The organism is Actinotalea sp. (assembly GCF_035443605.1).
Taxonomy (GTDB): Bacteria; Actinomycetota; Actinomycetes; order Actinomycetales; family Cellulomonadaceae; genus Actinotalea.
In genome coordinates this window covers 1-12,484 of sequence record NZ_DAORSQ010000080.1, presented here as the reverse complement: position 1 = coordinate 12,484, position 12,484 = coordinate 1, and the positions used below count along the sequence as shown (strand labels likewise).

Here is a 12,484-nt window from a genome sequence, read left to right as displayed (position 1 = left end):
CGCCCTCGTCGCGCGAGTCGAAGATGAACCGGTGCGCGTTGACGATCGCCGCGGGGCCGAAGTACTGGCCGTCGGTCCAGAACACCGGGCACGACGTGGTGCACGCGGCGCACAGGATGCACTTGGTGGTGTCGTCGTAGCGCGCGCGCTGCTCGGGGGACTGCAGGCGCTCGGCCGACGGCGCGTTGCCGCCCGTGACGAGGAAGGGCATGACCTCGCGGAACGAGGCGAAGAACGGCTCCATGTCGACGACCAGGTCCTTGATCACCGGCAGGCCCTTGATGGGCTCGATGGTGATCGGCTTGCGCGGGTCGAGGTCCTTGAGGAGGGTCTTGCAGGCCAGTCGGTTGCGGCCGTTGATCCGCATCGCGTCAGAGCCGCAGATCCCGTGCGCGCACGAGCGGCGGAACGTCAGGGTGCCGTCGAGCTCCCACTTGACCGTGTGCATCGCGTCGAGCACGCGGTCCGTGCCGTGCGCGGTGACGGTGAACTCCTCCCAGTACGGCTCGGGGGAGGCGGCCTCCGGGTCGAACCGGCGGATCCGGAGCGTGACGTCGAAGCTCGGCACCGCACCGATCTTCGCGGCGGGGCTGGCTGCGGCAGTGTCGACGGCGGTCATCAGTACTTGCGCTCCATCGGCTGGTAGCGGGTCACGGTCACCGGCTTGTGGTCCAGGCGGACCCGGGGCGCACCCGGCGCAGCGGGACCCGCGGGTCGGAGGTAGGCCATGGTGTGCTGCATGAACCGCTCGTCGTCGCGCGTGGGGAAGTCCTCGCGGAAGTGCCCGCCCCGCGACTCCTGGCGCGCCAGCGCGCCGACGACGACGACCTCGGCGAGGTCGAGCAGGAAGCCCAGCTCGAGCGCCTCGAGCAGGTCGGTGTTGAACCGCGAGCCCTTGTCCTGCACGCTCACCGTCCGGTAGCGCTCCTGGAGCACGGCGATGTCGGCCAGCGCCCGTTCGAGCGACTCGGCCGTGCGGAACACCTGGGCGTTCGCGTCCATCGTCTCCTGCAGCGCCTTGCGGACGTCGGACACGCGCTCGCCGGTCACGGCGCCACGCATCCGCTCCAGCTCGCCGACGACGGCGCCCGCCGGGTCGGCCGGCAGGTCGATCCAGTCCGCGGTCGCGGCGTAGGCGGCGGCCGCCAGCCCCGCCCGCCGGCCGAAGACGTTGATGTCGAGCAGCGAGTTGGTGCCCAGCCGGTTGGACCCGTGCACGGACACGCAGGCGCACTCCCCGGCGGCGAACAGCCCGCCGACGACGTCGGTGTTGGTGCGCAGCACCTCGGCGTCGATGGTCGTGGGGATGCCGCCCATGAGGTAGTGCGCGGTCGGGTAGACCGGCACCGGCTCGGTGAACGGCTCGATGCCCAGGTAGGTGCGCGCGAACTCGGTGATGTCCGGCAGCTTGGCCTCGATGTGCGCCGGTTCGAGGTGCGTGAGGTCGAGCAGGACGTAGTCCTTGTTCGGCCCGGCACCGCGGCCCTCGCGGACCTCGTTGGCCATGGCCCGGGCGACGATGTCGCGCGGTGCCAGGTCCTTGATGGTGGGGGCGTAGCGCTCCATGAACCGCTCGCCGTCGCCGTTGCGCAGGATGGCTCCCTCGCCGCGCGCGGCCTCGGAGAGCAGGATGCCCAGGCCGGCAAGGCCCGTCGGGTGGAACTGGAAGAACTCCATGTCCTCGAGCGGGATGCCGCGCCGCAGGGTCAGGGCCATCCCGTCACCCGTCAGGGTGTGCGCGTTGGACGTCGTCTTGTAGATCTTGCCCGCGCCCCCGGTGGCGAACACGACGGACTTGGCGCGGAACACGTGGATCTCGCCGGTCGCCAGCTCGTAGGCCACCACGCCGCTGACGCGCACGGGCTCGCCGGGCGCCGGGTCGGTCATGAGGTCGGTGTCGAGCAGCACGTCCAGGACGTAGAACTCGTTGAAGAAGGCGACGTCCTGCTTGACGCACTGCTGGTAGAGGGTCTGCAGGATCATGTGGCCGGTGCGGTCGGCCGCGTAGCAGGCCCGGCGCACGGCGGCCTCGCCGTGGTTGCGGGTGTGCCCGCCGAAGCGTCGCTGGTCGATCCTGCCCTCGGGCGTCCGGTTGAACGGCAGGCCCATCCGCTCGAGGTCGAGCACCGCGTCGATGGCCTCCTTGGCCATCACCTCGGCGGCGTCCTGGTCGACGAGGTAGTCACCGCCCTTGACGGTGTCGAACGTGTGCCACTCCCAGTTGTCCTCCTCGACGTTGGCCAGCGCGGCGCACATGCCGCCCTGGGCCGCGCCGGTGTGGGACCGCGTCGGGTACAGCTTGGTCAGCACGGCCGTGCGGGCGCGGCTGGAGGACTCCAGCGCGGCCCGCATCCCCGCGCCGCCGGCGCCGACGATGACGACGTCGTACTGGTGGGTCTGCATGCTCTCGGTCCTTCGTCGTGCGTCAGTGGCTGCGGGCGTCGGGCGGCGGCCGGGCTCAGGCGGTGCAGAAGTCGGGCAGGAGATCGGCGGGGCCGACCGTCGGGCACGGGTCGAAGGTGAAGATGACCAGGGTGCCGAGCACGACGACAACCGTGAACGCCAGGTAGAGGGCGCCCTTGAGCACCAGGCGCGTCCGCGCCTTCTCGGCGTAGTCGTTGATGATCGTCTTGATCCCGTTGGTGCCGTGGATCATCGCGAGCCAGAGCATGAGCAGGTCCCAGACCTGCCACACCGGCGAGGCCCACTTGCCCGCGACGAAGCCGAAGTCGATCGCGGTGATCCCGTCGCCCACCATGAGGTTGACGAACAGGTGGGTGAAGATCAGCACGAGGAGCAGCGCACCGGACGCACGCATGAACAGCCAGCTGTACATCTCCACGTTGGTCCGCGTGGTGCGGCGGCCGGACAGAGGGCTGCGCGGTGCCGGGATGGTGGCTGCGCTCGTGGTGGCGGTCATCAGTTCCCCCCGAAGACGTGCATGAGGTGCCGCGGCAGGAAGCCAGCCATCGTCACGACGAACAGGCCCATGACCACCCAGAACATGACGCGCTGGTGGCGCACGCCCTGGGACCAGAAGTCGACGAGCATGATCCGGACACCGTTGAACGCGTGGAAGACGATCGCGGCCACCAGACCGGCCTCGCCGAGCCCCATGATCGGGTTCTTGTAGGTGCCGATGACGGCGTTGTACGCCTCGGGGGACAGCCGCACGAGCGAGGTGTCGAGCACGTGGACGAGCAGGAAGAAGAAGATGAGGAACCCCGTGACCCGGTGGGCGACCCAGGTCCACATCCCCTCGCGGCCGCGGTACAGCGTGCCTGCCGGTGCGTCGGGCACGGACGTCCTCCTGCGGTTCGGCGACGACGCCGGCTGGACCTTGTCGTCGGTGCGGGGCAGCGGCCCGGTGGGACCCTGGCCACTGTACGTCCGACTCTAGCCACTCCGGCCGACAGGTCCACGGGCGCCACGACATCGTCACCCGTGGCCCCGTTCGTGGCCCCGGCCGTGGCCCCGCGGGCGTGGGACTGGCAGGATCGCGGCCATGGCCAGCACCGCACCCGTCCCCGGCTTCCGCGCCGTCGTCCCCGCCGGTGGCGCGGGTACCCGCCTGTGGCCGCTGTCGCGCGCCGGGGCGCCGAAGTTCCTGCTCGACCTCACCGGCGGCGGCCGGACCCTGCTCCAGGCGACCGTGGACCGGCTGCTGCCGCTGACCGGGCCCGACGGCGTCGTGGTGGTCACCGGGGCGCGCCACGAGGGCGCCGTGCGCGCCCAGCTGCCGGAGCTGGGTCCCGGTGCCGTGCTCGCCGAGCCCTCCCCGCGCGACTCGATGGCCGCGATCGGCCTGGCCGCCGCCGTCCTGGTGGAACGCGAGGGCGACGTCGTCATCGGCTCGTTCGCCGCCGACCACGTCATCGACTCCGGCCCTGGCTTCGCCGACGCCGTGCGACAGGGGGTCGTCGCTGCCCGCGACGGTCACGTCGTCACCATCGGGATCGCCGCCACCGGTCCGTCGACGGCGCTCGGCTACGTGCGGATGGGGCCGTCGCTCGGCCTGGCCGACGCCCCGGGTGCCCGCGCCGTGCTCGGCTTCACCGAGAAGCCGGACGAGGCGACGGCCGCTGCCTACCTGGCCACCGGTGAGTACCGGTGGAACGCCGGGATGTTCCTCGCCCGGGCCCAGGTGCTGCTCGACCACCTGGCCCGGCTCCAGCCGGAGCTGCACGCCGGGCTGCGCGAGATCGCGGCGGCCTGGGACACCGGGCGGCGCGCTCAGGTGCGCGACGCGGTCTGGCCGGGGCTGCTCAAGATCGCGGTCGACCACGCGATCGCCGAGCCGGTCGCGGCGACCGGCGGGCTCGCCGTCGTGCCGGGCGACTTCGGCTGGGACGACATCGGCGACTTCGCCGCCCTGCGCGACCTGCTGCCCGGCGGCGAGGTCCGCGTGCTCGGTGACGCCGCCGACGTGCTGGCGCTCGATGCGGCGGGGTCGCTCGTCGTGCCCGGCACCGGACGCACCGTGGTGGTCCTCGGGGTGCCGGACGCCGTCGTCGTCGACACGCCGGACGCGCTGCTCGTGACCACCCGCGCGCACGCCCAGCGGCTCAAGGCCGTGGTCGACGCGCTGCGCGACGCGGGGCGCACCGACCTGCTCTGAGCGGCACCGCGGACCGTCCGGCCGCCGACGCCCCGCTCGCGGATCGCCGTCCACCGGGGGCCGTGCGCCCGGAGGACCTAGGCTCGTGGTGTGCTGCAGCCCGACGCCTCCGTGACCCAGCGGATCACCGCGCTCGTGCAGGAGCGGGCAGCCGAGATGGTGGCCGTGCGCCGCGACCTGCACGCCCACCCCGAGCCGGGCCGCACCGAGCGTCGGTCAACCGACCTCGTCGCCGAACGGCTGCGCGCCGCCGGGCTGAACCCGCGCCTGCTGCCGGGCACCGGGCTGGTCTGCGACCTCGGACCGACGCCGGCGGCCTCCGGTCGGCGCCGCGTGATGCTGCGCGCCGACCTCGACGCGCTGCCGGTCGCCGACACGTGCGGGCACCCGTGGGCGTCGGTCAACGCGGGCTTCGCGCACGCGTGCGGGCACGACGTGCACACGGCGGTCGTGCTCGGGGCGGGCCTCGCGCTGGCACGGCTCGCCGCAGAGGGCCGGCTCGGCACGGGTGTCCGGCTGCTCTTCCAGGCCGCGGAGGAGGTGCAGCCCGGCGGCGCCCTCGACGCGATCGATGCCGGCGCGATGGAGGGGATCGCCCAGGTGTTCGCCGTGCACGCCGAGCCCAAGCTCGACGTCGGGCGGATCGGCTCGCGGATCGGCCCCATCACCTCGGCCTCCGACCCGGTCACCGTCACCCTCACGTCGACGGGCGGGCACACGTCGCGCCCGCACCTCACGGGGGACGTGGTGTTCGCGCTCGGGCAGGTCATCACCCAGGTCCCGGCCGTGCTCGGCCGCCGGATGGACCCGCGGGCGGGGGTCAACCTCACGTGGGGGCAGGTGCACGCCGGGACCGCGCACAACGCGATCCCGTCGGCAGGGCACGTGCGCGGCACGCTGCGCTGCCTCGACCCGCGCGCGTGGGACGAGGCGGCGGCGGTGCTGCGCGAGGCCGTCGAGCACGTCGTGGCGCCCTACCAGGTCGCGGTCGAGGTGCAGCACCAGCGCGGCGTGCCGCCGGTCGACAACGACGACGTTGCGACGCGCCTCATCGACGCCGCAGCGCGCGAGGTGCTCGGGCCGGACTCCGTGGTCCTCACCGAGCAGTCCCTGGGCGGCGAGGACTTCGCCTGGCTGCTCACGCGCGCCCCGGGCGCGATGGTGCGGCTGGGCACCAGGACCCCCGGCGGGCGCACCTACGACATCCATCAGGGTGACCTGGACGTCGACGAGCGCGCCATCGCGATCGGCTCGCGGCTGCTCGCCAGGGTGGCCGTCCTGGCCGGTGGGCACGCGCCGCACGTCGTCGGCGGCAACGTTCCAGTTGGGTAACGACACCTGCGTGGTACCGGTCGGTAACACGGGCGCAGCGTGGACCCCATTAGTGTTCGACCTACAGCAGCCGACCCGCTCGGGCTGCCCGCGGTGCGCAACGGTGCGCGTCGTGGGTCCGTGCGGGTGCGGCCCAGCGTCAGACAAACAGGAGTGACGACGTGAAGACAGTGATGCGAGCTGCGGTGCTGGCCACCGCGACGGCCCTGGTCCTGGCGGCCTGTGCGGCCGCCCCCGAGGAGGAGGCCGAGGAGACCTCGGCACCCGAGGAGACGACCGAGGAGACCGTCGAGTACACCGCGTGCATGGTGTCGGACGAGGGCGGCTTCGACGACGCCTCGTTCAACCAGTCCGGCTACGAGGGCCTGGAGCGCGCGGAGAGCGAGCTCGGCGTCACGATCAAGTCGGCCGAGTCCTCCGACCCCGGCCAGTACACGGCCAACGTCGACTCCATGGTCCAGGAGGGCTGCGACCTCATCATCGGCGTCGGGTTCGCCCTCGAGGACGCCATCCAGGCGGGTGCCGAGGCCAACCCCGACATCAACTTCGCCCTGATCGACTCCTCGTTCAGCGACGCCGACTTCGCGCCGGTCACCTACGACAACGCCAAGCCGATCCTCTTCAACACCCACGAGGCCGCGTTCCTCGCCGGCTACCTCGCCGCGGGCACCTCGGTGAGCAAGACGATCGCCACCTACGGCGGCATGCCCTTCCCGTCCGTCACGATCTTCATGGACGGCTTCTACGACGGCGCCATGAAGTGGGCCGAGGACAACGGCACCGCCGTCAACGTCCTGGGCTGGGACAAGGCCGCGCAGAACGGCTCGATGATCGGCAACTTCTCCGACACCGAGGCCGGCCGCACCACGACCGAGCAGTTCATCGCGTCGGGCGCCGACGTCATCCTGCCGGTCGCCGGCCCGGTCGGCGCCGGCTCGCTCAACGCGGCCTCGCAGGCCGAGGGCGTCTCGGTCATCTGGGTCGACTCGGACGGCTTCCTGCAGGCGGCGAACGCCGACTACACGAGCCTGCTGCTGACCTCCGTCATGAAGCTCATCGGCAACTCGGTGTTCGACACGATCGCCGCAGCGGTCGACGGCGGCTTCTCCTCCGAGCCGTACGTCGGCACCCTCGAGAACGGTGGCGTCGACCTGGCGCCGCTGCACGACTTCGAGGCGACCGTCCCGGCGGAGCTCCAGGCGACGATCGCGGACCTCAAGGCCCAGATCATCGCGGGCGACCTCGTGGTCGAGTCGCCGAGCCAGAACTGAGGCACGACCGGTGGCCCGGGGCGCACCCGCCCCGGGCCACCGGTCTGTCCGGCGCCGCTCGAACGGACGGCGCCGGACGATCTCGCTAGTGTCACCATCAGGACCCGAGGGGAAGGCAACGACGCCGTGAAGCTGGAGCTGCGAGGCATCACCAAGCGGTTCGGGCCGTTGGTCGCCAACGACTCGATCGATCTGACGTTCGAGCAGGGCGAGATCCACGCCCTGCTCGGCGAGAACGGTGCCGGCAAGTCGACCCTGATGAACGTCCTGTACGGCCTCTACGACCCGGACGACGGGGAGATCCTCGTCGACGACACCCCGGTGCGGTTCGCCGGCCCGGGCCAGGCGATGGCGGCCGGCATCGGGATGGTCCACCAGCACTTCATGCTCGTCCCCGTGTTCACGGTGGCCGAGAACGTGGTGCTCGGCCACGAGCCCGTCCAGGGCGTCGCCGGGCTCATCGACCTCGCCGAGGCCCGCCGTCGGGTCAAGGAGATCTCCGACCGCTTCGGCTTCGCTGTCGACCCCGACGAGCTGGTCGAGAACCTGCCGGTGGGCGTCCAGCAGCGCGTCGAGATCATCAAGGCCCTGAGCCGCGACGCCAAGGTGCTCATCCTCGACGAGCCCACCGCGGTGCTGACGCCGCAGGAGACCGACGAGCTCATCGGGATCATGCGCCAGCTCAAGGACGCCGGCACGTCGATCGTCTTCATCACCCACAAGCTGCGCGAGGTCCGCGCGGTCGCGGACCGGATCACCGTCATCCGTCGCGGCAAGGTCGTCGGGACGGCGAGCCCGCACGACAGCGAGGTCGAGCTCGCCTCCCTCATGGTGGGTCGGACGGTCGACCTCGGTGTCGACAAGGACGTCGCCACCCCGGGCGACGCGACGTTCCAGGTCTCGCACCTGACCGTCATCGACCCCGTCGGCACGCGCGTCGTCGACGACATCTCCTTCGACGTCCGCCGCGGGGAGATCGTCTCGATCGCCGGTGTGCAGGGCAACGGCCAGTCCGAGCTCGCCGAGACCATCCTCGGCCTGCGGCACGCGACGGCCGGCTCCATCACGCTCGACGGCGAGGAGCTGCTCGGCAAGACCGTCGACGCCGTGCTCCGCGCTGGCGTGGGCTTCGTCCCGGAGGACCGCAGCACCGACGGCCTCATCTCCTCGTTCTCCATCGCGGAGAACCTCATCCTCGACCTGCACGCCCAGCCGCCCTTCGCGTCGGCCGGCTCGCTGAGCCCCCGACGCGTGGCCGAGAACGCCGACCGCCAGGTGGTCGAGTTCGACGTCCGGATCACGTCGATCCAGGACCCCGTGAGCACGCTGTCCGGCGGCAACCAGCAGAAGGTGGTGCTGGCCCGCGAGATGTCGCGCCCGCTGCGCCTCCTCGTCGCCTCCCAGCCCACGCGCGGCCTCGACGTCGGCTCGATCGAGTTCGTGCACAAGCGGATCGTGGCGGAGCGGGACAACGGCACCCCGGTGATCATCGTGTCCACCGAGCTCGACGAGGTGCTGGCGCTCTCGGACCGGATCGCCGTGATGTATCGCGGTCGGATCGTCGGGCTGGTCCCGGCTGGCACCAGCCGCGAGGTGCTCGGCCTCATGATGGCCGGCGCGAGCCTCGAGGAGGCGCAGCAGGCGGCCTCGCCGCCGCCCGCGGAGCCCGCACCCCCCGTGGCGCCAGCGAGCGGCCCGACCACCACCAGCACCGAGGACGGGGAGGTCCAGTGAGCACCGAGACCGTCGTGGCCTCGGCCGCCACGCCGCCGAGCGGGACGGAGCACGAGCCGTCCCTGCTGCAGCGCGTGCTCGACGCGTCCTGGCTGACGATCACGCTGGCCATCGTCATGGCGCTCCTGGCGTCCTCGGTGCTCATCGCGGCGGCCAACGCCGAGGTCCAGGCCGCGGCGGTCTACCTCTTCGCGCGGCCGAGCGACTTCTTCGGAGCCGCGTGGGACGCGATCTTCAGCGCCTACTCCGCGCTGTTCCGCGGGGCGATCTTCGACTACCAGGCCGAGGGGGTTCGCCGCATCCGACCGATCACCGAGACGCTGACGGCGTCGGTCCCGCTCATCTTCGCCGGGCTCGGGCTCGCCGTCGGCTTCCGCTCCGGCCTGTTCAACATCGGCGCCCAGGGCCAGGTGCTCCTGGGGGCCGCCGCGGCCACGTGGGTCGGCATCTCGTTCGGCCTGCCGAGCGGGGTGCACCTCGCGGTGGCGTGCCTGGCTGCGCTGGTCGCGGGCGCGGCATGGGCCGGGATCGCCGGCTTCCTCAAGGCCAGGACGGGCGCCAACGAGGTGATCGTCACGATCATGCTCAACTCGATCTCGTTCTACCTCATCTCCTACCTGCTCACCACGCCGCTGCTCGCCCAGGGCGGCAGCCGGCCGATCTCCCCTGCGGTGGCGCCCACGGCGACGTTCCCGCTGATGCTCGGCCCGAGCTTCCGGCTGCACTGGGGCTTCGTCGTGGCGCTCGTCGCAGCGGTCGCCGTGTGGTGGCTCATGGAGCGCTCGGTGATCGGCTTCCAGTTCCGGGCCGTCGGCGCCAACCAGCGCGCGGCCCGCACGGCGGGCATCAGGGTCAACCTCGTCTTCGTGCTCGTCATGCTCACCGCCGGTGGGCTCGCAGGTCTCGGCGGCGCGGCGCAGATCCTCGGCACCGACAAGACGTTGCAGGCCTCCAGCGCCGGGTCGATCGGCTTCGACGCGATCACGGTCGCCCTGCTCGGCCGGTCCAAGCCCCTCGGCACGGTGCTCGCCGCGATCCTCTTCGGTGCGCTGAGGGCGGGGTCGCCGCTCATGCAGACGTCGGCCAACACGCCCATCGACATCGTGCTCGTCATCCAGGCGTCGATCGTCCTGCTCATCGCGGCGCCGGTGCTCGTCCGTGAGCTCTCGGTCATCCACCGGATCGCCCAGCTGTTCGGCTACCAGATGAAGGAGGCCCGCGCATGAGCGCGCAGACCGTGGTCGTCGACACCCCGTCCACCGCCGCTGCGGTCCAGGCCAAGATCGCCTGGCGTGCACCGGTGCTCTACCTGGGCGTGGCCCTGCTGTCCCTCGTGGTCTTCGCCCTGGGCACGGATCCCGACGCGACGACGACCTTCATGGTCGCCTCGGCCAACGACTTCGTCACCATCGCACCGTTCGCGGTGCCGTCCCAGCTCACCGCGCTGCTGCTCTCGTCGGTCGCGCTGGTCCTGGCCGGCTGGGCCGCGTGGGCCACCTCGCGGCGGATCGACGTGCCGGTCTGGCTGCCGATCACCTTCGGCGGGCTCGTGCTCCTTGCCTTCCTCGTGTGGGTGATGGCGGGCAACACCAACGCCCTGCCCCTGACGATCCTGCTCGCGGGTGCGCTGACCCTCTCCGTGCCGCTGGTCTTCGGCGCCCTGGCGGGCATGCTCTGCGAGCGCTCGGGCATCATCAACATCGCCATCGAGGGCCAGCTGCTCGGCGGGGCCTTCCTCGCGGTCGTCGTCGGCAGCCTCACGGGCAACGCCTACGCCGGGATGATCGCGGCGCCCCTCGCCGGGGCGCTCGTGGGCTGGGTGCTCGTCACCTTCGCGGTGCGCTACCGCATCGACCAGATCATCGTCGGCGTCGTGCTCAACGTGCTGGTCATCGGCCTGACGAACTACCTGTTCTCCACCCTGCTGACGGACAACCCGCAGACGCTCAACTCCCCGCCGCGGCTGCCCACGCTGCCCATCCCGGTGCTCTCGCAGATCCCGGTCATCGGCCCGGTGCTGTTCAACCACTCGCTGGTCATCTACCTCATGTACATCGCCGTGGCGGTGCTCCAGGTGATGGTCTTCCGCAGCCGGTGGGGCCTGCGGATGCGCTCCGTCGGCGAGCACCCCAAGGCCGCCGACACGGTGGGCATCAACGTCAACCGCACGCGCGTGCGCAACACCGTGCTCGGCGGTGCGGTCGCGGGCCTGGGCGGTGCGGCGCTCGTCGCAGCCGGCCTGGCCTTCACCAAGGAGCTGACGTCCGGCAAGGGCTACATCGCCCTGGCCGCGATGATCCTCGGCCGGTGGAGCCCCAGGGGCGCGCTGGCCGCGGCCCTGCTCTTCGGCTTCGCGGACTCGCTGCGTCGCGTGCTGGGCAACCTCGGCTCGCCCATCCCCAGCGAGTTCCTCGCGATGCTGCCCTACCTGGCGACGATCTTCGCTGTCGCCGGGCTCGTCGGCCGGGTGCGCGCACCCGCCGCCGAGGGCATCCCGTACGTCAAGTGAGCGCGACGACCCCGGGCGGCCGGCCCATCGACTGGTCCGCGCTGCGCGCGGCGGCAGCCGAGGTCATGACGCGCGCCTACGTGCCGTACTCGCACTTCCCCGTTGGCGTCGCCGCGCTGGTCGACGACGGCCGCGTGGTGGTCGGCTGCAACGTCGAGAACGCCTCGTACGGCCTGACCCTGTGCGCCGAGTGCGCCCTGGTCAGCGCGCTGCACGTGAGCGGCGGCGGGCGGCTGGTCGCCTTCACGTGCGTCGATGCGCACGGCAACACCCTGATGCCCTGCGGGCGGTGCCGCCAGCTCCTGTGGGAGCACGGTGGCGCCGACCTGCTCGTCGAGACGGTGAGCGGCATCCGATCGATGTCCGACGTCCTTCCCGACGCCTTCGGTCCCGACGATCTCGTGACCCGAGCCTGAGAGGTACCCATGTCGAGCACGCACGAACCCTTCGACGCCGTCGACGTCATCCGCACCAAGCGGGACCACGGCCGGCTCTCCGACCCCCAGATCGACTGGGTGATCGACGCCTACACGCGCGGCGTGGTGGCGGACGAGCAGATGTCGGCGCTGGCGATGGCCATCCTGCTCAACGGGATGGACCGCGCGGAGATCGCGCGGTGGACCGGGGCGATGATCGCCTCGGGCGAGCGGATGGACTTCTCCGGCCTGTCGCGCCCGACGGCGGACAAGCACTCGACGGGTGGCGTCGGGGACAAGATCACCCTGCCGCTGGCGCCCCTCGTGGCCGCCTGCGGCGTGGCGGTGCCGCAGCTCTCGGGGCGCGGCCTCGGCCACACCGGGGGCACGCTGGACAAGCTCGAGGCCATCCCCGGGTGGCGCGCTGCGCTGAGCAACGACGAGATGATGACCCAGCTCGAGGACGTCGGTGCCGTCATCTGCCAGGCGGGCTCCGGGCTGGCCCCGGCGGACCGCAAGCTGTACGCGCTGCGGGACGTCACCGGCACGGTCGAGGCCATCCCGCTCATCGCGAGCTCGATCATGAGCAAGAAGATCGCCGAGG

General features: G+C 71.8%; 12 protein-coding genes. 8 read left to right on the top strand and 4 right to left on the bottom strand.

Translation table 11 applies throughout. The features are described from left to right. The 4 genes from PKY62_RS09690 to sdhC form a co-directional block, all read right to left on the bottom strand. The coding region (locus tag PKY62_RS09690) for a succinate dehydrogenase iron-sulfur subunit (protein ID WP_324536506.1) at window positions 1-619 on the bottom strand (619 nt) is incomplete at its 3' end. After that, a complete protein-coding gene (gene sdhA / locus PKY62_RS09685) occupies window positions 619-2,403 on the bottom strand; it encodes a succinate dehydrogenase flavoprotein subunit (protein ID WP_324536505.1) in 1,785 nt (594 codons plus the stop codon). The genes PKY62_RS09690 and sdhA, both read right to left, overlap by 1 nt. Window positions 2,404-2,458: 55 nt before the next feature. After that, window positions 2,459-2,920, bottom strand: coding sequence for a succinate dehydrogenase hydrophobic membrane anchor subunit (locus tag PKY62_RS09680; protein ID WP_324536504.1), 462 nt, complete (start codon window positions 2,918-2,920; stop codon window positions 2,459-2,461). Further along, a complete protein-coding gene (gene sdhC / locus PKY62_RS09675; RefSeq protein WP_324536503.1) occupies window positions 2,920-3,300 on the bottom strand; it encodes a succinate dehydrogenase, cytochrome b556 subunit in 381 nt (126 codons plus the stop codon). The genes PKY62_RS09680 and sdhC overlap by 1 nt, the downstream gene beginning before the upstream one ends. Before the next feature lie 205 nt (window positions 3,301-3,505). Between sdhC and PKY62_RS09670 the strand changes: the two genes are divergently transcribed. The 8 genes from PKY62_RS09670 to PKY62_RS09635 all read left to right on the top strand — a co-directional run. Further along, window positions 3,506-4,618 (top strand): mannose-1-phosphate guanylyltransferase, encoded by a 1,113-nt coding sequence (locus tag PKY62_RS09670; RefSeq protein ID WP_324536502.1) that lies wholly within the window; start codon window positions 3,506-3,508, stop codon window positions 4,616-4,618. Between the two features lie 156 nt (window positions 4,619-4,774). Then, window positions 4,775-5,950 carry an amidohydrolase gene (locus tag PKY62_RS09665; RefSeq protein WP_324536507.1) on the top strand — a complete coding sequence of 392 codons (1,176 nt, stop codon included), beginning with the start codon at window positions 4,775-4,777 and terminating at the stop codon, window positions 5,948-5,950. A gap of 161 nt (window positions 5,951-6,111) precedes the next feature. Then, complete coding sequence (locus PKY62_RS09660) at window positions 6,112-7,221, top strand: BMP family lipoprotein (RefSeq protein WP_324536501.1); 1,110 nt, start codon at window positions 6,112-6,114, stop codon at window positions 7,219-7,221. A 126-nt stretch (window positions 7,222-7,347) separates the two neighbouring features. Then, a complete protein-coding gene (locus tag PKY62_RS09655; protein WP_324536500.1) occupies window positions 7,348-8,955 on the top strand; it encodes an ABC transporter ATP-binding protein in 1,608 nt (535 codons plus the stop codon). Further along, complete coding sequence (locus PKY62_RS09650) at window positions 8,952-10,181, top strand: ABC transporter permease (protein ID WP_324536499.1); 1,230 nt, start codon at window positions 8,952-8,954, stop codon at window positions 10,179-10,181. The genes PKY62_RS09655 and PKY62_RS09650 overlap by 4 nt, the downstream gene beginning before the upstream one ends. Beyond that, the gene (locus tag PKY62_RS09645) at window positions 10,178-11,464 is read left to right on the top strand and encodes an ABC transporter permease (protein ID WP_324536498.1); all 1,287 of its coding nucleotides are present in this window, start codon (window positions 10,178-10,180) and stop codon (window positions 11,462-11,464) included. Before PKY62_RS09650 ends, PKY62_RS09645 begins: the two co-directional genes overlap by 4 nt. Further along, complete coding sequence (locus tag PKY62_RS09640) at window positions 11,461-11,880, top strand: cytidine deaminase (RefSeq protein ID WP_324536497.1); 420 nt, start codon at window positions 11,461-11,463, stop codon at window positions 11,878-11,880. Before PKY62_RS09645 ends, PKY62_RS09640 begins: the two co-directional genes overlap by 4 nt. Before the next feature lie 9 nt (window positions 11,881-11,889). Beyond that, window positions 11,890-12,484: thymidine phosphorylase (locus PKY62_RS09635; protein WP_324536496.1), on the top strand; the 595-nt coding region annotated here is incomplete at its 3' end.